Below are 19411 nucleotides of genomic sequence, written 5' to 3'. Positions count from 1 at the left end.
CCCCGACCCCCGGGGGGGTATTTTTGCAAAGTTGTAAAGTCATGCGGGGGCCACTTCGCGGTTGACCACGGTGAGGAGGCGTTTGGCTTCGGAGCCCTGCAGTTTCTGGATGTCGTCCTGGTACTTCAGGATCGCGCCGAGGGTGTCGGAGATGACCTCGGGCGACAGGGCGATGACGTCGAGGGCGAGGAGGCATTTGGCCCAGTCGATGGTTTCCGCGACGCCGGGACGCTTGAACAGGTCCTCGCGGCGGAGTTTCTGGACGAAGGCGACGATTTCCCGGCTGAGGGTTTCCTGCGCCTCGGGCGCGCGGGCGTGGAGGATGTCGAGCTCGCGGTCGAAGCTGGGGTAGTCGACCCAGTGGTAGAGGCAGCGGCGTTTCAGGGCGTCGTGCACTTCGCGCGTGCGGTTTGAGGTGAGGATGACGATGGGGGGTTCGGGGGCGCGGATGGTGCCAAGCTCGGGGATGGTGACCTGGAAGTCGGAGAGGGCTTCGAGGAGGAAGGCCTCGAAGGGCTCATCCGTGCGGTCCAGTTCGTCGATGAGGAGGACGGGCGCGCCGCCGGGTTGGGGGCGCATGGCTTCGAGGAGCGGGCGGGCGATGAGGTAGTCTTCGGTGAAGAGCTCGGTTTTCAGCTGGTCGCGGTCCGATGCGCCTTCGGCGGTGCGGATGGCGATCATCTGGGCGGCGAAGTTCCATTCGGCGACGGCGGAGGCGGCGTCGAGGCCTTCGTAGCATTGCAGGCGGATCAGGCGGCGGCCCAGGGCGGTGGCGAGGGTCTTGGCGATTTCCGTCTTGCCGGTCCCGGCTTCGCCTTCCAGGAACAGGGGGCGGCCGAGTTTGAGAGAGAGGAAGACCACAGTGGCCAGCGCGCGGGAGGCGACGTAGCCTTGGGCGGAGAGGAGGGTTTCGACAGCGTCGATGCTGGTGGGAAGGGCGGTCACGGGGCCTCCGGCTTTGCGCCAAGAGTGGCGGGTGGGGGTGCGGGGGTCAAGGCGGGATCGGTGGGGCGCGGGGGGGCACCTTGGTCGTAGGGAGAGAGCGGATTGTGCGGGAGTTGACTGCGGAGATGGCGGCGGCGGTGGTGGCGTTCGTGCGTGCCGTCTGGCCGGTGCAGGTGGAGGGCGAGCCGCCTTTGTCGGGATGGGACCACATGTTCTCGACCTCGTACCAGATCGCCTGCATGGCCTTGGTCGCCTTGGGCGAGGCGGAAGAGACGGAATGGGGGGCCAGACCGCGGCTTGAACCGCGCCGGCCGGAGGAGCTGCCGTTCTGGGAGGACATTGCGGTGGCCGTGCTTTGGCTGGCGCAGCAGCGGAACCTTCTGACCTACCGGCAGATGGATGGCGGCTTGCCACCCCCGCGCGGCGGAGGGTTCGTGGTGCAGCGGATCGGCGGTCCGCCTCTGCCGCCGCCAAACATCCTGGCCGGGCCTGGGTCGGGTCCCGCGCGGGCGGCGGAGGTGGTCATCCCGGCGCTGGAGGTGCTGGGGCTTCTGCGGGACGGGCGCTGGACCGTGGAGGCCGAATGCGTGTTCTGGCGCGGGGTGCCTGCGGTCTGGGGCCTGCGGTTCGACGGCGATCCACGGTTTCCTGCGGCGGTCGATGCTGCAGTGGCGTCGATGCCGATGGCGGTACGGGAAGAGATCGACGGGCTGATGCGGATCAGCGCGGCGGAGGTGGCGGAGGGCGTGGCACAGAGCGCTGCCGCAGCAGAGGAGGCGCGCGTGCGCTGGGGGCACGAAGCGCGGATCCCGCCGCCCCTGACCGAGGAGCAGGTGCGCCTGGGGTTGCCGATGCGGCGGGCGAATGCGGTGGACTGGGTCTTCTTCCGGCAGTGGCGGCTGGGGCGGGGGTGGCTGGACGCAGCGGGACAGGCGCGGAAGCTGGACATCTTCCATGACGGGCTTGCGATTGCGATGCGCAAGGCGGTCGTGGCGCGGCTTTATCCGGACGGGTTTGTCTGGGAATAGACCTCGGCCGCCAGCCATTCCCGCAGGGACCTGAGCGGCGCGCGTTCGGGGAGGGTGTTGGGCCAGACGAGGTAGTAGGAGCCCAAGGCGCGGATGGGGGGGCCGAAGATGGGGATGAGGCGGCCCTCGGAGAGTTCGCGTTCGATGAGGAAGGTGGGGATCAGGGCGGCGCCCATGCCGTGGATGGCGCCCTGGGTCAGGGTGGCGAACTGGTCGAAGAGCATGCCGGGCGGCCTGAGGCCGGGGTGGCCGTGGTGGGCGAGCCAGCGGCCCCAGTCTCCGGTGCGGCTTTCGAGTTGCAGGAGGGGGTGCGCCAAGAGGTCGGTGGCTTTCTCCAGCTTGGGGAAGCCGGGGGCGGCGACGGCGAGGACCTCTTCATCCATGAGTTTGAGGTAATCCACGCCGGGCCAGTCTTGGCGGCCGTAATGGATGGCGGCGTCGAAGGTGGAGCCTTGGAAGTCGAAGGGTTTGAGGCGGGTCGAGAGGTTGACGGTGACCCCGGGGTGCGTCTGGGCGAAGCGGGCCAGGCGGGGGGCGAGCCAGTGCATGCCAAAGGCGGGGAGGATGGCGAGGTTGAGGGAGCCTCCGGTCGGGTTGGCGCGGAGGGTGATCGAGGCGGAGGCGAGGAGGTGGAGGGCCTTGCGGACCTCGGCCACGTAGTCGCGGCCCGCGGGGGTGAGGCGCAGGCGCTGGCGTTCGCGGATCAGGAGGGGCACGCCGAGTTGTTCCTCCAGGCCCTGCAGCGCGCGGCTGATCGCGCCTTGCGTCAGGCTCAACTCCTTCGCGGCCTCCGACGCGGTGCCGAGGCGGTCAACGGCCTCCAGCGCCATCAGGGCGGGGATCGGCGGCAGATAGCGGCGGGGGAGCATTATGAGTTTCCCTCATGAACCCGTGCAAGGAGTTCGATAGCAGGCCCCTGCCCTTTCGTGCAATACTCCTGCCAACGCATGGAGGCCCAAGATGCTCGACACCCCGAAACTGAAAGCCAAGGACGCCCCCGATCTGGGCCGCTTCGACTGGGAAGACCCGTTCCGGCTGAACGACCAGCTGACCGAGGAAGAACGGATGCTGCGCGACGCGGCGCGGGACTATGCGCAAGGCAAGCTGCAGCCGCGCGTGGTGGCGGCCTACCGGGAAGAGCAGACCGACCCGGGCATCTTCCGCGAGATGGGGGAGATGGGGCTTCTGGGCGTGACGATCCCCGAGGAGTACGGCGGGCTCGGCGCGTCCTATGTGGCCTATGGGTTGGTGGCGCGGGAGGTGGAGCGGGTCGACTCGGGCTATCGCAGCATGATGTCGGTGCAGTCCTCGCTGGTGATGTACCCGATCTACGCCTACGGGACCGAAGCGCAGCGGATGAAATATCTGCCGAAGCTCGCCTCGGGTGAGTGGATCGGCTGCTTTGGCCTGACCGAACCCGATGCGGGGTCGGACCCGGCGGGAATGAAGACGACGGCGAAGAAGACTGCGAACGGCTATGTGCTGAACGGCGCGAAGATGTGGATTTCCAACGCCCCTATCGCGGATGTCTTCGTGGTCTGGGCCAAGTCCGAGGCGCATGGCGGCAAGATCAAGGGCTTCGTGCTGGAGAAGGGCATGAAGGGGCTCAGCGCCCCGAAGGTGGGGGGCAAGCTGTCGCTGCGCGCCTCCATCACCGGTGAGATCGTGATGAAGGACGTCGAGGTGGGCGAGGATGCCCTGCTTCCGTTCGTGGAAGGCCTGAAGGGGCCGTTCGGCTGCCTCAACCGGGCGCGCTATGGGATCAGCTGGGGCGTCCTGGGCTCGGCCGAGTTCTGCATGCATGCGGCGCGGCAGTATGGCCTTGACCGCAAGCAATTCGGCAAGCCCATCGCGGGGACGCAGCTGTTCCAGCTGAAGCTCGCCAACATGATGACCGAAATTTCGCTGGGGCTGCAGGCGAGCCTTCGCGTCGGGCGTCTTCTGGACGAGGCCAATGCGGCGCCGGAAATGATCTCGATCGTCAAGCGCAACAACTGCGGCAAGGCGCTGGAAGCCGCCCGCTGGGCGCGCGACATGCATGGCGGCAACGGCATCCAGGAAGACTTCCAGATCATGCGCCACATGGTGAACCTCGAGACGGTGAATACCTACGAGGGCACGCATGACATCCATGCGCTGATCCTGGGCCGGGCGATCACCGGCGTGCAGGCTTTCTTCTGATCCGGCCTACGTGCTACGTCTTTGGGCGTGGCGCGGGGTGGAGAGGGCGGATGCCTCCGGCGGGGATATTTGGGCAAAGATGAAAGGGCGGGCGCGGTGAAGATCACGGCCGTCCTTTGCGTTCGGAACGAGGGCGCGTTCCTCTTGGAATGGCTGGCGCACCACCGCGCCTGCGGGATCACGGATTTCCTGGTCTTTTCCAACGATTGTGACGACGGCACCGACGCGATGCTGGACCGGCTGGAGGAGCTGGGCTGGCTGACCCATCTCCGCAATCCGGGGCCGCATGGCGAGGGGCCGCAGTGGGCGGCGCTGAAGCAGGCGGACCGACACCCGCGGGTGAACGGGGCGGACTGGGTCCTGCCCCTGGACATCGATGAGTTCGTGAACGTCCACGTCGGCGACCGGACGATCCCTGCCCTGCTTGCGGCGCTGCCGGAGGCCACCGCGATCACGCTGACCTGGCGGGTCTTCGGCAACGCAGGCGTGGTGGAATATCGCGACGCACCCGTGACCGAGACCTTCACCCGCGCGGCTCCCCGGGTTCTGCATTGGCCCTGGCGGGCGCTTCTGTTCAAGACGCTGGTCCGGAACGACGGAAGTTATGGCAAGCTGGGCGTCCATCGGCCGCGGGCGCCGGATGCGGCAGGCATGGCCCGGCAACGCTGGTACGACGGTGCCGGCCGCCGCCTGCCGGCGGCTTTCCATCGGGGGCGCATCTTTTCCGACCTTGGCCGCGACCCCTATGGCCTGGTTCAGCTGAACCACTATCCGCTTGGCGCCGCGGAAAGTTTCGTCCTGAAGCGTGACCGGGGCCGCGCCGTCCATGCGGATGGCGGCCTTGATGCGGGCTACTGGATCGAGCGGAGCTTTGCGGCCGAGGAGGACAGGTCCATCCTGGGTCTACCGAGCGGCACCTTGCGCGCGGCGCTGCACGCGGATCCCGTTCTGGGCCCGCTGCACCGGGCGGCGGTCGCCTGGCGCAAGACCCGGTTTGCAGAACTGATGCGCGAAGACGCCTGCCGCAGCCTCTTCGGGCAGCTTCTGATGGCGGGACCGACTCGGGTCCTGGCCTCGGTCGAGGCCGAAGCGGTTTGGAAACCCTATATCGGTAGAAAATAGGCGTCGGAGAACAAATCGGGCGGAATTGCAACCGGAAGTTGTTCTCGCGCCGGATCGTTGCCACGGAATGCCCGTTCTGGCTGTGGTGACAGCAAATGTTTCCACTGCAAGGCCTTGTGGTGGCCGCAATCTGTCGCCAGAGTCACCCGGGACGAGCCCCCCACCATGCAGCACACCGACAGCTTCCCCATGACCACCGAAGTCCAGCCGCCCGACTGGCAGCGCCCGATGCTGGAGATTGCCGAGGGCGATGGTGACTTCCTGCCCCTGGGCGACAAGCATTACGCCTTCTTCGCCGAAGAACGGCCGCAGCTTCTGGTGACCTTCGAGGATGCGCAAAGCCTGCGGGAGCGCGAGGATAACCTGCCCGAGCATTTCGCGCTGGCGCAGAACCGGGGCTGGTCGATCCTGACCATCCTCGCCGAGGGCGAGACCTGGTGGCGCGACCCGGCGGTCTACCGCTATTTCGACCGGCTGGCCGATGACGGGTTCCTGGAGGATTTCGACCGCGTCGTCTTCTACGGGGCCGGGGCGGCGGGCTATGCGGCGGCGGCCTATTCGATCACGGCGCCGCAGGCGGAACTGGTGCTGGTGGCCCCCCGAGCCACGCTGGACCCGGCGCTGGCGGGGTGGGACGAGCGGCACCGGATCGCGCGGCGGATCAACTTTCGCGGCCGCTACGGCTATGCGCCCGACATGACGGAAAGCGCGTCGAAGGTCTGGCTGATCCACGATCCCCTGCACCAGCCCGATGCGATGCATGCGGCGCTCTTCCAGCGGCCCTGGGTGCATCCGCTGCACGCCCGCTACACCGGCGAGGGGACCGAGGACACCCTGCGTGAGATGAAGGTGCTGGACCGGATCCTCGAAGCGGCGATGGAGGGCAAGATGTCCGCCGAGCGCTTCTCCTGGCTCTGGCGCGGGCGGCGGTCGAACAGCAGTTACCTGCGGTCCGTCCTGGCGGCGGCGCGGCTGTCGGGACATCCGCAGCGCGAGATCAAGATCTGCCGGTCGGTCACTTCGCGGCTGAATGCCCCGAGGTTCGCGCGGCGGCTGGAAGAGCTGACGGGCGAGAAGGTCTAGTTGGCATAGGCCTCGACCATGCTGGTCAGGTGGGCGGTCCGTTCTTCGGTCAGGACCCGCATGCAGCCGTAGACGAGGAGCGGCTCGGCGCTGCCACCCTTGAAGGCATAGCCCTCGGCCTCGCAGGCCTTGTCGCGGAAGGTGATCCAGGCGCGCTGCGCCTCTTTCAGCGCCTGGGCTCCACCCTGTTCGGCGGCGGGCAGGTTGGCGTCCCAGTCCTGCAGAAGCGCCATCGCGCGCTTGTAGGCGGCGTTGAGGTCTGCGTCGGCGGCTTCCCAGTCCTGATAGGCGCAGGCGTTCAGGTCGACCTGGGCCATGGCATTGGCGCAGTCCACCTCCTGCGCAGCGGCGGGAAGGGTCAGGCAGGCGAGGACAAGGATGGGGCGCAGCATGGGGTCTCCGGTCTAGGCACGATCGTGGCTTAGTCTGCCATGCGATGCCACTGGAAACCGAGTCGGGTTTGCGTTACCTCGCCCCCATGCAACGGATCACCCTGCCCCGCCCCGACGACTGGCATCTGCACCTGCGCGATGGCGCGATGCTGAAGGCCGTGCTTCCCGAAAGCGCCCGCCATTTCGCCCGCGCGATCATCATGCCGAACCTGGTGCCGCCGGTGGTGACGCTGGACGATGCGGTGGCCTACAGGGAGCGGATCATGGCCGCCCTGCCCCCCGGCATGACCTTCGAACCCCTGATGACGCTGTATCTGACCGAGGGGACGGACCCGGCAGACGTCGAACGCGCGGCGGCCTCGGGGCTGGTGAAGGCGGTGAAGCTCTACCCCGCCGGGGCCACGACGAACTCCCATTCCGGGGTGCGGGACCTGACGAAGGTCATGCCGGTCCTGGAAACCATGGCGCGGATCGGATTGCCGCTTTGCACGCATGGCGAGGTGACTGACAGCCACGTGGACATCTTCGACCGCGAGGCGGTGTTCATCGACACCGTCCTTGACCCGCTGCGCCGCCGGTTGCCGGAGTTGCGCATCGTGATGGAGCATATCACGACCGAGGAAGGTGTCGCCTATGCGGCCGAGGGCGGGGACAACCTGGCAGCGACGATCACCACGCATCACCTGATCATCAACCGCAACCACATCCTCGCCGGGGGCATCAAGCCACACTACTACTGCCTGCCGGTGGCGAAGCGCGAGAAGCATCGGCTGGCGCTGCGGAAGGCCGCTACATCGGGTCCGCCCCGGTACTTCCTGGGCACCGACTCGGCCCCGCATGTCGACGCGCTGAAGGAACATGCCTGCGGCTGCGCGGGCTGCTTCACCGCCACGAACACGATGTCGCTGCTCGCCCACGTCTTCGAGGAAGAAGGCGCTCTGGACCGGCTGGAGGGCTTCGTCTCCCGTCACGGGCCGGCCTTCTATCGCCTGCCGGTGAACACCGCGACGATCACGCTGGAAAAGCGCGACGAGCCCTGCATCTGGCCCGAGAAGATCCTGGCCGAGCCCGGCGCCGTCACCGTCTTCCAACCCGGTTTCCCCGTCCATTGGCACGTCGTCGCCTGAGTTTCAAAGGACCGTCATGATCCCCTCCGCCTTCCCGCCCAAGGACGAAATCGCCCGCCTGACCGCCCGCGCGCTTCTGGAAATCAAGGCCGTCCACTTCAACGCCGAGACCCCCTTCACGCTGGCGTCCGGTCTGCCCTCGCCCACCTACATCGACTGCCGCAAGCTCATCAGCTACCCGCGCATCCGGTCCACGCTGATGGATTTCCTGGCCGTCACCGTGATGCGCGAGGCGGGTTTTGAGGCCTTCGACAACATCGCGGGCGGCGAGACCGCGGGCATTCCCTTCGCCGCGCTGGTGGCCGAACGCCTTTCCCTGCCAATGACTTACGTCCGCAAGAAGCCCAAGGGCTATGGCCGCAATGCCCGGATCGAGGGCGCGATGACCGAAGGCCAGCGGGTCCTTCTGGTCGAGGACCTGACCACGGACGGCGGCTCGAAACTGAGCTTCGTCGATGCGATCCGCGAGACCGGGGCCACCTGCGGCCACACGGCGGTGATCTTCTACTACGGCATCTTCCCGGACACCGAAGCGAAGCTTGGCGCGCATGGGGTGAAGCTGCATCACCTGTGCACCTGGTGGGACGTCCTGGCCGAGGCCCGCGCGCAGGGGTCGTTCGACGCGGGCACCCTGGCCGAGGTCGAAAGCTTCCTCAAAGCGCCGCGCGCCTGGCAAGAGGCCCGGAAGGGCTGATTCCCGACGGGACGGCTTCGCGGTCGGGGCGGAAGCAGCTACAAAAGTCTGTCGTGCCCCCAATTTGTGGCATCCCGCTTAATTGCGGTGGCAAGATGTGGTAGGCTGAATTCTGTGGAAAAGCGGCTTATGCACAGCTTTCCCCCAACCCATTCCACCGCGGGACGTGCTAGGCGGTGGGCACCAAAAAGCAGACAAGACGGCAGGGGGCAGAGATGACCGAGATCACCGCACTACGACCCGTGGGGTCGGGGTCCATGATTCCGTCGGCGCAGCCGCAGGCCGAGGACGTGCTGCCTCACAACATCGAGGCCGAGCAGCAGCTTCTGGGCGCGATCCTGACCAACAACGAGATCTTCGACCGGATCTCCTCGGTCGTGAAAGCCGAGCACTTCTTCGATCCGGTCCACCAGCGCATCTTCGAGGTCGCGGCGGCGCGGATCCAGAAGAACGCGCTGGCCTCTCCCGTGACGCTGAAGGCGTTTCTCGAGGATGACGCGGGCCTGAAGGAACTGGGGGGTCCGGCCTATCTGGTGCGGCTCGCTGGCGCGGCGATCTCGGCCTATGCGGCGCGGGACTATGCGCAGATGGTCTATGACCTGGCGGTGCGGCGCGAGCTGATCCAGCTGGGCCGGGACATCGCGGCGCAGGCGGCTAAGGTCGAGGTGGCGTCCGAGCCCAAGGACCAGATCATCGAGGCCGAACAGCGGCTTTACAAGCTGGGAGAACAGGGCGTCGCCGAACGGGGATTTCAAAGCTTCCTCAAGGCGGTAACGGACGCGGTTAACGTAGCCAATGCGGCCTACCAGCGGGATGGGGGTCTGGCGGGGATCTCCACCGGGCTGATCGACATGGACAAGAAGCTGGGGGGGCTGCATCCCTCGGACCTTCTGATCCTTGCCGGGCGTCCGTCGATGGGGAAGACCTCGCTTGCCACCAACATCGCCTTCAACATCGCCAAGGCCTACAAGAAGGGCCGCCTGCCCGACGGGTCGGAAGGCGCGGTGGAAGGCGGGGTGGTCGGGTTCTTCTCGTTGGAAATGTCGGCGGAGCAGTTGGCCGCCCGTATCCTCTCCGAGGCCGCCGAGGTCCCGTCGGAACAGATCCGCCGCGGCGACATGACCGAGGCCGAGTTCCGCCGCTTCGTCGAGGCGGCGAAGGCGCTGGAGGCCTGTCCGCTTTACATCGACGACACGCCCGCCCTTCCGATCAGCCAGGTCGCGGCGCGGGCGCGGCGCTTGAAGCGGACGCATGGGCTCGATGTGCTGATGGTCGACTACCTGCAGCTTCTGAAGGGGTCGTCCAAGGACAACCGGGTGCAGGAGGTTTCCGAAATCACTCAAGGTCTCAAGGCGATAGCGAAGGAACTTAACATTCCCGTCATCGCGCTGTCGCAGCTGAGCCGCGCCGTCGAAAGTCGCGACGACAAGCGGCCGCAGCTCAGCGACCTGCGGGAATCGGGGTCGATCGAGCAGGACGCCGACGTGGTGATGTTCGTCTTCCGCGAGGAATACTACCGCGAGCGGGAGAAGCCCGGCGACCACGAGCTCGAGAAGATGGCGCAGTGGCAGGCGCTGATGGAATCGGTCCACGGCAAGGCCGAGGTGATCATCGGCAAGCAGCGTCACGGGCCGATCGGGACGGTGGAACTGTCCTTCGAGGGCCGGTTCACGCGGTTCGGGAACCTGGCGAAACCCTGGCAGGGCTCGGGCGGGCCGGACGTCGGTTTCTAGGCTTTCGCGCGGATCGGATCGGCGAGGAGCCGCAACCCGTTCAGCACGACGAGGAGTGTCCCCCCTTCGTGCCCGAGGACGGCCAGGGGGAGCGGCAGTTCGAAGAACAGGCTTCCGGTCACCAGCACCAGCATCGCGCCGATGGCGATGGTCAGGTTCTGCCGGATGACGCTGGCGGCGCGCCGGGCCAGGCGGCGGGCGGCGGCGAGTTTCCGCAGGTCCTCGGCCATGAGCGCCACGTCGGCAGCTTGCAGCGCGACCTCGCTCCCCGCGACGCCCATCGCGACGCCCACATCCGCCCGGGCGAGAGCTGCGGCATCGTTCACGCCGTCGCCGATGAAGGCCACCTTGCCACGCTTGGCCGCTGCATCGACGAGCGTCACCTTGTCCCCGGGCAGGAGACCCGCATGGATTTCCGCCGGCGCAAGGCCAAGCCGTTCGCCGATCCGGGCCGCAACGGGGGCGCGGTCGCCGGTCATCATCAGGATGTCTGTGCGGCCCCCCGCCTTCAGCGCGGCAAGCGCCTCGGCGGCGGTGGTGCGGGGTTCGTCCGCCACGGTCACGGCACCCAGCACCCGCGATCCGCGACCAAGGATCACCAGCGTCTCGGCCCCGTCGGCCAGCTGCGCCAGCGCATCGGGCAGGACCGCACCCATCGCCGCAAGCATCCGCGCATTCCCGGCCCAGACCGGACCCTCGGCATCGGAGCCGGTGATCCCCTCGGAGGGATGCGCGCGGACGTCGCGGACGGGCAGCGGGCTGATCCCCCGTTCGGCCACCTCGCGTCGGATGGCCGCCGCAATGGGATGTTCCGAATGCGCCTCGAGACCGGCGATGAGCGCGAGGAACCCGGCCTCCTCGCCCTCCAGCGCCACGACATTCGTGACCGAGGCCAACCCCGTCGTCAGCGTCCCGGTCTTGTCGAAGGCGAAGGTCCGGACCTCGGCCAGCCCTTCCAGCGCCGCGCCGCCCTTGAACAGCACCCCGCCCCTGGCCGCCGCCGAGAGGGCCGACAGGATCGCTGCGGGGACCGAGATCACCACGGCGCAAGGTGAAGCCGCGACCAGAAGCGTCGCCGCGCGGTAGAGCGCCTCGCCCGGGTCATGGCCGAAATAGCGGAAGCCGAACCAGGAGAGGATGGAGCCCGCGAGGACCGCGATGGTGTAGCGCTGGCCGAACCAGTCCGAGAATCGCTCGGACGGCGATTTCATCGCCTGCGCTTCGGTGACGAGCTTGATCATCTGCGCGACGGTGCTGGTGGCAATCCCGCGCGTCACTTCGACAGTAAGGATGCCGTCCAGGTTCACCGTGGCTTCGTGCACCGGATCGCCCTTGGCCTTGCGCACCGGGGCCGATTCCCCCGTGACCGTGCTTTCGTCCAGGTGCCCCGCGCCTTCGGCCACGCGGCCATCCACCGGCACCCGCGCGCCGGGGCGCAGGATCACCCGGTCGCCGGGTTGCAGGTCCTCGACCGGGACCTCGACGACCCCTTCCGGCCCCTCGCGCAGCGCCGTTTCCGGGCGCAACTGCATCAGCGCCTCGACCGCGCGGCGGGCCTTGCCCATTGCCCGATGCTCCAGCGTCTGGGAGAGCGAGAAGAGCGCCAAGAGCACCGCCCCCTCCAGCGCCGCGCCCACCGCCGCGGCGGCCAGGGCGGCCACGACCATCAAAAGGTCTATGTCCAGCCGGTGGTCCTGCCAGAGTTCGGCCAAAGCCGTGCGCAGGGGTGGCAGGCCGCCGGTGAGGAAGGACAAGCCCAGGGCGGCCCAGACCAGGCCCTGCGGCAGCGGCTGGAGAAAGGCGTCGAGCGTCGCAATACCCAGGCCGATCCAGCACAGGATCGTCAGGTAGAGATCCGCGTCCTCGTCCGGCTGGGCATGGTCGTGGGCCAAGGCAAGTCTCCCGTGATGGCCCACCGTTGCTTAGCCCGCCGGAAAGGGCAAGCGCCCGCCCGGTGCCCGCTTTTCCCTTGACCCCGGCCCCGCCCCGGTCGAAACAGCCGCATGGCGAGTGGAACCCTGACCATTGATCTCGATGCGATTGCCGCGAACTGGCGCGCGCTGGACCGGATGTCCGGTCAGGGCGTGCAGACTGCGGCGGTCGTGAAAGCTGATGCCTATGGCCTTGGCGCAACGCGCGTGGCGCGGGCCTTGGCCAATGCGGGCGCGCGGCGGTTCTTCGTGGCGCTGGCCGAGGAAGGCGCAGCGGTGCGCCAGGCTTTGGGACGGGGACCGCAGATCGCGGTCCTGTCGGGCCACATGGCGGGCGACACCGAGATGATCCATGACCTGGATCTGACGCCGATGCTGAACAGCCTGGAGCAGATCACCCGCCACCTGGAATCGCTGCCGGGTCATCCGTTCGGCGTGCAGCTTGACACCGGCATGAACCGGCTGGGCGTCGAGATGCTGGAATGGCAGGCCGTGGCCCCGATCCTGGTCGAGGCGGGGCCGGAGCTCTTGATGAGCCACCTGGCCTGCGCGGACGAGCCCGACCATCCCCTGAACGAGTCGCAACTGGCGACATTCCTGGAGATGACCGAGGGCACCGGTCTGCCCCGCAGCCTGGCCGCAACCGGCGGCATCCTTCTGGGGCAGCGCTATCACTTCGACCTGACCCGCCCCGGGATCGGGCTTTATGGCGGCCTGCCCTACGAAGCCGCGATTCCCACCGTGACGCTGTCCTTGCCGGTGATCCAGACCCGCGAGGTCGCCCCGGGTGAGGCGGTGGGCTACGGTTGTTCCTGGGTCGCGGACCGGCCGTCGCTGATCGCAACCGTGGCCGCGGGCTATGCCGACGGGCTGCCACGGACGCTGTCGAACAAGGCACGGCTCTGGGACGGCGACACCCCCTGCCCGCTGGTCGGCCGCGTGTCGATGGACCTGATCACCGTCGACATCACCGATCTGCCCGAAGTGCCGAGGGCGCTGGACATCCTTGGTCCGAACCAGCCGGTCGATGCGCTGGCCGACATGGCAGGCACGATCGGCTATGAACTTCTGACCGCGCTCGGCCCCCGCTACACCCGCCGCTACCAGGAGCGTCCGGCATGATCGAGGCGACCCTCGGGTCCCTTGGCCGCCCGGTCCTGCAGGCTGTCGCGGCCGTCGGTCGGGTGGTGCTTTTCGCCGTCTCGGTCGTGGGGCATATCCTGCGCCCGCCCTTCTACCTGCGCGAGCTTGGGTCGTCGCTTCTGCAGATCGGCTGGTATTCCCTGCCCGTCGTCGGCCTGACTGCAATCTTCACCGGCGGGGCGCTGGCCTTGCAGATCTATGCCGGCGGATCGCGCTTCAACGCGGAATCGGTCGTGCCCTCCATCGTCGCCATCGGCATGACACGAGAGTTGGGGCCGGTTCTGGGCGGGCTGATGGTCGCGGCACGGGTGGCAAGCTCCATTGCGGCCGAGATCGGCACGATGAAGGTGACCGAACAGATCGACGCGCTGGTGACCCTGTCGACCAACCCGTTGAAATATCTGGCCGTTCCGCGCGTGGTGGCCGCGACCCTGTCGATGCCGGTCCTGGTCGCCGTGGGCGACGCCATCGGGATCATGGGTGGCTGGCTGGTCGGGATTACGCGGCTGGACTTCAACTCGGCCGCCTACCTGAAGAACACGGTGGACTTCCTGGAGGCCTGGGACATCGGCTCGGGCCTCGTGAAAGGCGCGGTCTTCGGCTTCATCGTGGCGCTGATGGGCTGCTACCACGGAATGAACTCGGCCCGCGGCGCGCAGGGCGTGGGGGCGGCGACCAAGGCGGCGGTGGTCTCGGCCTCGGTGCTGATCCTGGCGGCGAACTATATCCTGACCGAGGTGTTCTTCTCGTCATGATCGAGCTTCGGGATGTCCACAAGCGCTTCGGCGACAACCGGGTGCTGCAGGGGGTGAACCTGAGCATCGCTTCGGGTTCGTCGATGGTGATCATCGGCGGGTCGGGGACGGGGAAGTCGGTCCTCTTGAAGTGCATCCTGGGCCTGGTGCGCCCGGACCAGGGAACGATCACGCTAAACGGGCAGGATGTGACCAAGGCCGACCGCGACGCCTTCCTGGCACGCTTCGGGATGCTGTTCCAGGGCGGAGCGCTCTTCGATTCGCTCCGGGTCTGGGAGAACGTGGCGTTTCGCCTGGTCCGCGGCCCGAAGGCGCTGCCGAAGGCCCAGGCGCGCGAGGTGGCCATCGAGAAGCTGCGCCGCGTCGGATTGAAGCCGGCGGTGGCCGACCTCTACCCGGCCGAGCTTTCGGGGGGAATGCAGAAGCGCGTGGGCCTCGCGCGGGCCATCGCGGCGGAACCCGAGATCATCTTCTTCGACGAGCCGACCACGGGCCTTGACCCGATCATGTCGGGCGTCATCAACGCGCTGATCCGCGAGATCGTGGTCGAGATGGGGGCCACGGCGATGACCATCACGCATGACATGTCCTCGGTCCGGGCGATTGCCGACAACGTGGCGATGTTGCATGGGGGCGTGATCCGCTGGACCGGGCCGGTGGGCGAGATGGATGCGACGGATGATCCTTACGTGCAGCAGTTCATCCACGGACGCGCGGATGGACCCATCGAGAGTGTCCGGTGATCGGCAGGGGCGGCGATGAAGTACCTCAACCTCGCCCTGCTGATCCTGTTCCCCATCGCCTGGTTCGCGCCACTCCTGCGCGCCGCCCTTCTGCCGATCTTCGGGATGGACGAGATCAGCGTCATCACCGGGCTGCAAAGCCTGTGGGAGACGGACGCGGCCCTTGCCCTGGCCGTGACCTTCCTTGCCATCTTCGCGCCCTATGCCAAGACCATAGGCCTTGCGCTCTTGCACTGGAACCTTTTGTCGCCGAAGACCCTGCCGGTTCTGGAGATCCTGGGCAAGCTTGCGATGGCCGATGTGTTCCTGATCGCGCTCTACATCGTCATCGCGAAGGGCGCGGGCCATGTGACGATCGAGACGGCCTGGGGCCTCTACCTCTTCACCGGCTGCATTCTGGCCTCGATCCTGGTGTCCTGGAAATCGAAGACAGCGGCTTGAAACAGAACGATTTCTTTACAGAAATCGTGACGGAGCCTTCGAAGGCTCCGGTCCGGAATTTTCGAAAATTCCGGTGCTCCCAACGCCTTGATCCTGCCCAAAAGACCCGTCACTGTCCCCCACGATGAAACAGACCACCTCATTCACCTGCACTGTCTGCGGTGCCGCCTATCGCAAATGGGCCGGCAAGTGCGACGCCTGCGGCGGGTGGAACACCATCGTCGAAGAGGCGCCGCTGTCCTCGGGCCCGAAATCGCTGGGCGCGAAGGGTCGCCAGATCCCGCTCAGCGACCTTGCGACCGAGGAAGCCCCGCCGCCCCGCGCCTCGTCGGGGATCGATGAGCTTGACCGGGTCCTGGGGGGCGGACTTGTGCCTGCCTCGGCGATCCTGGTGGGGGGCGATCCGGGAATTGGCAAGTCGACTCTGCTTCTGCAGGCGGCGGCAAGTTTCGCCCGGAAAGGGCTGAAGTGCCTCTATATCTCGGGGGAGGAGGCAAGCGCCCAGGTCCGGATGCGCGCGCAGCGCCTTGGGCTGACCGACGCGGCCGTCCAGCTTGGCGCCGAAACCAACCTGCGCGACATACTGACGACGCTGGACGCCGAACGGCCTGCCCTTGCGATCATCGATTCCATCCAGACCATGTGGCTCGACAGCGTCGAGGCCGCGCCCGGCTCGGTCAGCCAGGTGCGCGCCGCTGCGCATGAGCTGGTGACCTTCGCCAAGCGCCGCGGCGTGGCAGTGATCCTGGTGGGCCATGTCACCAAGGAGGGCCAGATCGCCGGCCCTCGCGTCGTCGAGCACATGGTCGACACCGTCCTATATTTCGAGGGCGAGCGCGGCCACCAGTTCCGCATCCTGCGCGCGGTGAAGAACCGTTTTGGCCCGGCGGACGAGATCGGCGTCTTCGAGATGACCGGCGGCGGGCTGGCGCAAGTCCCCAACCCCTCGGCCCTGTTCCTGGCCAACCGTGACAACCCCGCCCCCGGCAGCGCCGTTTTTGCGGGAATCGAGGGCACCCGCCCCGTCCTGACCGAGATCCAGGCGCTCGTCGCGCCCTCGACCCTTGCCAGCCCCCGCCGGACAGTGGTGGGCCTTGACAGCGGGCGGGTCTCCACGATCCTCGCGGTGCTGGAGGCGCGCTGTGGCATCCCCTTTGCGGGGCTGGACGTGTTCCTGAACGTCGCGGGCGGCCTGCGGGTCAGCGAACCGGCGGCCGACCTCGCCGTGGCCGGTGCGCTGCTTTCCGCACGCGAGGACGTGGCGATCCCGCCCGACATGGTGCTTTTCGGAGAAATCAGCCTTTCCGGGGCATTGCGTCCGGTCGGCCAGACCGAAAACAGGTTGAAAGAAGCGTCGAAACTTGGTTTCTCACAGGCGTCCGTGCCGTCCCATTCGAAGATCGAAGGGGCCGGGGGGGTGAAGGTCCGACAGATCACCGATCTGACGGCGTTCGTGGGCGAAATGTTCGGGGCAGGATAAGCCCTTGGAAAAAAGAACGGGAATGGGGACGTAAGCGATGGAAAACCTGACCGCGGTTGATGGTGGTGCGGCACTCATCATCATCATTTCGGCCATTCTCGCCTTCTCGCGCGGCCTGGTGCGCGAGCTGATGGCGATCCTCGGCTGGATCGGTGCCGCCATCGCTGCCTACTACTTCGCCCCCGGCGTCCAGCCCCTGGTCAAGGAGCTGCCGGTGGTGGGCGAGTTCCTGTCCGACAGCTGCGAGCTGTCCGTCGTCGCGGCCTTTGCCGGCGTCTTCGTGGTGGGCCTGATCGTCGCCGCACTTTTCACGCCGCTCTTTGCCGGTGCGGTGCAGCGGTCGGCGCTTGGCGGGATCGACCAGGCGCTTGGTTTCCTCTTCGGGGCGGCGCGCGGCATCCTTCTGATCGCCATCGCCTTCATCGTCTACGACCGCGTCCTGGCCGGGCAGGAGATCGCGATGATCGACAACTCGCGCACCGCGCTGGTCTTCGCCAACTTCCAGGCCCAGATCGACCAGAACATCCCCTCGGACGCACCGGGCTGGATCGTCGACCGCTACAACGAGCTGACCAATGTCTGCGCTCCGGGCGGCGCCCCCACGATCCAGACTGCGCCCGAAGCTCCGGCGACCGAGGCTCCTGCCACCAATCCGTGATCCTGCACGTCGTTTCGGGGCGTGACAGCCCCGAGGCTCTGCCGTAAACACCGCGGCAACGCCAGAGGCACAGGATTCGGACGCATGGCCCCCTTCCGCTCGCACCCCTTCGATGACGACAAGCTGAAGGAGGAGTGCGGGATTTTCGGCGTGATCGGCGTGGCCGATGCGTCGAACTTCGTTGCCCTGGGCCTGCACGCACTGCAGCACCGGGGGCAAGAGGCGGGTGGGATCGTCAGCTACCACCCTGACCACGGTTTCAACTCGGCCCGCCGCTTCGGCTATGTGCGCGACAACTTCACCAAGGCCGAGGTGATGGACACCCTGCCCGGGTCGCTCTCGATCGGCCATGTCCGTTATTCCACCGCCGGGTCGAAGGGCGCGACTGCGATCCGCGACGTGCAACCCTTCTTCGGCGAGTTCTCGATGGGCGGCTGCGCCATCGCGCACAACGGCAACCTGACCAACGCCGCCGCGCTGCGCCGCGAACTGATCGAGCGCGGGTCGATCTTCCAGTCGTCCTCCGACAGCGAATGCATCATCCACCTGATGGCGCGGTCGATCCAGAAGAACCTGTCCGAACGCATCAAGGACGCTTTGCGCAGGGTCGAAGGCGCGTTCTCGGTGGTCGCCATGACCCGCACCAAGCTGATCGGCGTCCGCGATCCCCTGGGCGTGCGCCCGCTGGTGCTGGGCCGCCTGGGCGACTCGGGTTGGGCGCTTTCCTCGGAAACCTGCGGCCTCGACATCATCGGCGCCGAGTTCGTGCGCGAGATCGAGCCGGGCGAGATGGTGGTGATCGAGGGCAACAAGATAGACTCGACCCGGCCCTTCACGCCCGCGAAAAGCCGGTTCTGCATCTTCGAAAACGTCTATTTCTCTCGCCCTGACTCGATCATCGGCGGCCGCTCGGTCTATGAAACAAGGCGGCAAATCGGCGTGGAGCTTGCGCGTGAAGCCCCGGTGGACGCTGATCTCGTGTGCCCCGTGCCGGACAGCGGAACGCCTGCGGCCATCGGCTTCAGCCAGGAATCCGGCATCCCCTACGCAATGGGGATCATCCGCAACCAGTACATGGGCCGGACCTTCATCGAGCCCACGGACCACATCCGCAACATGGGCGTGCGGCTGAAGCTGAACGTCAACCGGGCGCTCATCAAGGGCAAGCGGGTGATCCTGGTCGATGACTCGGTCGTGCGCGGGACCACCAGCCGCAAGATCAAGGACATGATCCTCGAGGCCGGCGCGGCCGAGGTCCACTTCCGCATCGCCTCGCCCCCCACCGCCTGGCCCTGCTTCTACGGCGTGGACACGCCGGAACGCTCGAAGCTCCTCGCCGCAACGATGTCCGAGGATGAGATGCGCGACTGGATCGGCGTCGACTCCCTGAAGTTCATCTCCCTCGACGGCCTCTACCGCGCCGCTGGCGAGGCCCAGGGCCGCGACGCCGCCAACCCCAAATTCTGCGACGCCTGCTTCTCTGGCGACTACCCGGTCGCGCCTTCGGACAAGATCGAGGAAGGCTTCCAGATGAAGGCCGCGGAGTGAGCGCCGAAGTCGACGCCTACATCGCCGCCCTGCCCCCCGACCAGCGGGACGCCCTGACGACCCTCCGGGCCCGACTCAAGGCCCTTCTCCCCGACCACCTGGAAGTGATGTCCTACGCCATGCCGGGACTTCGCCAGCCCGGCCCCAAGGGCAAGATGGTCGTGGGATACGCAGCCTTCGCGCGTCACCTGGGCCTCTATCCCCATTCCGGCAGCGTGATCCCGAAGATCGACTGCGCGCCCTTCAGGACCTCGAAGTCCGGCGTCCTCTTTACCCCCGACCGACCCCTGCCCGACACGCTCCTGCGCCAGATCATCGAAACCCGCCAGGCCGAGATCGCTGCGGGATATGGTCGCAAGGCCTGAGGCCAAGCTGCCCCTTGCCCTTTCATCTTTGCCCAAATATCC

Annotated in this window: 19 protein-coding genes; 15 read left to right on the top strand and 4 right to left on the bottom strand. The window is 67.2% G+C overall.

The features are described from left to right. Window positions 1–39: 39 nt before the first annotated feature. Window positions 40–945 carry an AAA family ATPase gene (locus ACE3Q6_RS12190; protein WP_374432520.1) on the bottom strand — a complete coding sequence of 302 codons (906 nt, stop codon included), beginning with the start codon at window positions 943–945 and terminating at the stop codon, window positions 40–42. Window positions 946–1049: 104 nt separating this feature from the next. Between ACE3Q6_RS12190 and ACE3Q6_RS12185 the strand changes: the two genes are divergently transcribed. Further along, window positions 1050–1973: a hypothetical protein gene (locus ACE3Q6_RS12185; protein ID WP_374432519.1), complete on the top strand. Its 924-nt coding sequence runs from the start codon at window positions 1050–1052 to the stop codon at window positions 1971–1973. Here the strand turns inward: ACE3Q6_RS12185 and ACE3Q6_RS12180 are convergent. Then, entirely contained in the window at window positions 1946–2842 is an 897-nt protein-coding gene (locus tag ACE3Q6_RS12180; RefSeq protein WP_374432518.1) for a LysR substrate-binding domain-containing protein, read from the bottom strand. The two genes, ACE3Q6_RS12185 and ACE3Q6_RS12180, sit on opposite strands and share 28 nt — an antisense overlap. Before the next feature lie 91 nt (window positions 2843–2933). Here ACE3Q6_RS12180 and ACE3Q6_RS12175 point away from each other — a divergent pair, with 91 nt between their 5' ends. The 3 genes from ACE3Q6_RS12175 to ACE3Q6_RS12165 all read left to right on the top strand — a co-directional run bounded on the left by ACE3Q6_RS12175 (window position 2934) and on the right by ACE3Q6_RS12165 (window position 6359). Beyond that, window positions 2934–4154: an acyl-CoA dehydrogenase gene (locus ACE3Q6_RS12175; RefSeq protein ID WP_374432517.1), complete on the top strand. Its 1221-nt coding sequence runs from the start codon at window positions 2934–2936 to the stop codon at window positions 4152–4154. Window positions 4155–4250: 96 nt separating this feature from the next. Then, window positions 4251–5276 (top strand): glycosyltransferase family 2 protein, encoded by a 1026-nt coding sequence (locus ACE3Q6_RS12170; protein WP_374432516.1) that lies wholly within the window; start codon window positions 4251–4253, stop codon window positions 5274–5276. Between the two features lie 165 nt (window positions 5277–5441). Continuing rightward, a complete protein-coding gene (locus tag ACE3Q6_RS12165) occupies window positions 5442–6359 on the top strand; it encodes a phosphoadenosine phosphosulfate reductase (protein ID WP_374432515.1) in 918 nt (305 codons plus the stop codon). On the opposite strand, the gene ACE3Q6_RS12160 is transcribed toward ACE3Q6_RS12165, so the two are convergent. Next, window positions 6356–6751 carry a lysozyme inhibitor LprI family protein gene (locus tag ACE3Q6_RS12160; protein WP_374432514.1) on the bottom strand — a complete coding sequence of 132 codons (396 nt, stop codon included), beginning with the start codon at window positions 6749–6751 and terminating at the stop codon, window positions 6356–6358. The two genes, ACE3Q6_RS12165 and ACE3Q6_RS12160, sit on opposite strands and share 4 nt — an antisense overlap. Window positions 6752–6837: 86 nt before the next feature. On the opposite strand from ACE3Q6_RS12160, the gene pyrC reads away from it, so the two are divergent. The 3 genes from pyrC to ACE3Q6_RS12145 all read left to right on the top strand — a co-directional run bounded on the left by pyrC (window position 6838) and on the right by ACE3Q6_RS12145 (window position 10305). Then, window positions 6838–7878 carry a dihydroorotase gene (pyrC, locus tag ACE3Q6_RS12155; RefSeq protein WP_374432513.1) on the top strand — a complete coding sequence of 347 codons (1041 nt, stop codon included), beginning with the start codon at window positions 6838–6840 and terminating at the stop codon, window positions 7876–7878. A 16-nt stretch (window positions 7879–7894) separates the two neighbouring features. Continuing rightward, complete coding sequence (locus ACE3Q6_RS12150) at window positions 7895–8572, top strand: orotate phosphoribosyltransferase (protein WP_374432512.1); 678 nt, start codon at window positions 7895–7897, stop codon at window positions 8570–8572. 215 nt (window positions 8573–8787) lie between these two features. Beyond that, window positions 8788–10305 (top strand): replicative DNA helicase, encoded by a 1518-nt coding sequence (locus ACE3Q6_RS12145; protein ID WP_374432510.1) that lies wholly within the window; start codon window positions 8788–8790, stop codon window positions 10303–10305. Here ACE3Q6_RS12145 and ACE3Q6_RS12140 read toward each other — a convergent pair. Then, window positions 10302–12197, bottom strand: a complete 1896-nt coding sequence (locus ACE3Q6_RS12140; protein ID WP_374432509.1) for a heavy metal translocating P-type ATPase — start codon at window positions 12195–12197, stop codon at window positions 10302–10304. The genes ACE3Q6_RS12145 and ACE3Q6_RS12140 overlap by 4 nt on opposite strands. A 111-nt stretch (window positions 12198–12308) precedes the next feature. On the opposite strand from ACE3Q6_RS12140, the gene alr reads away from it, so the two are divergent. From alr to ACE3Q6_RS12100, 8 genes are all read left to right on the top strand, one after another. Beyond that, window positions 12309–13358, top strand: coding sequence for an alanine racemase (alr, locus tag ACE3Q6_RS12135; RefSeq protein WP_374432508.1), 1050 nt, complete (start codon window positions 12309–12311; stop codon window positions 13356–13358). Further along, complete coding sequence (locus ACE3Q6_RS12130; protein ID WP_374432507.1) at window positions 13355–14134, top strand: MlaE family ABC transporter permease; 780 nt, start codon at window positions 13355–13357, stop codon at window positions 14132–14134. The genes alr and ACE3Q6_RS12130 overlap by 4 nt, the downstream gene beginning before the upstream one ends. Beyond that, complete coding sequence (locus ACE3Q6_RS12125) at window positions 14131–14877, top strand: ABC transporter ATP-binding protein (protein ID WP_374432506.1); 747 nt, start codon at window positions 14131–14133, stop codon at window positions 14875–14877. The genes ACE3Q6_RS12130 and ACE3Q6_RS12125 overlap by 4 nt, the downstream gene beginning before the upstream one ends. A gap of 15 nt (window positions 14878–14892) precedes the next feature. Further along, entirely contained in the window at window positions 14893–15318 is a 426-nt protein-coding gene (locus ACE3Q6_RS12120; protein WP_374432505.1) for a paraquat-inducible protein A, read from the top strand. A gap of 124 nt (window positions 15319–15442) precedes the next feature. Further along, the gene (gene radA / locus ACE3Q6_RS12115; protein WP_374432502.1) at window positions 15443–16798 is read left to right on the top strand and encodes a DNA repair protein RadA; all 1356 of its coding nucleotides are present in this window, start codon (window positions 15443–15445) and stop codon (window positions 16796–16798) included. Window positions 16799–16835: 37 nt separating this feature from the next. Further along, window positions 16836–17456: a CvpA family protein gene (locus tag ACE3Q6_RS12110; RefSeq protein ID WP_374432500.1), complete on the top strand. Its 621-nt coding sequence runs from the start codon at window positions 16836–16838 to the stop codon at window positions 17454–17456. 84 nt (window positions 17457–17540) lie between these two features. Further along, the gene (purF, locus tag ACE3Q6_RS12105) at window positions 17541–19004 is read left to right on the top strand and encodes an amidophosphoribosyltransferase (protein ID WP_374432499.1); all 1464 of its coding nucleotides are present in this window, start codon (window positions 17541–17543) and stop codon (window positions 19002–19004) included. Further along, a complete protein-coding gene (locus tag ACE3Q6_RS12100) occupies window positions 19001–19369 on the top strand; it encodes an iron chaperone (RefSeq protein ID WP_374432497.1) in 369 nt (122 codons plus the stop codon). The genes purF and ACE3Q6_RS12100 overlap by 4 nt, the downstream gene beginning before the upstream one ends. Window positions 19370–19411 lie beyond the last annotated feature (42 nt).

Source organism: Tabrizicola sp., assembly GCF_041913445.1.
In the GTDB taxonomy this organism is placed as follows: domain Bacteria; phylum Pseudomonadota; class Alphaproteobacteria; order Rhodobacterales; family Rhodobacteraceae; genus Tabrizicola.
This window is presented reverse-complemented; position numbering and strand designations above follow the sequence as displayed.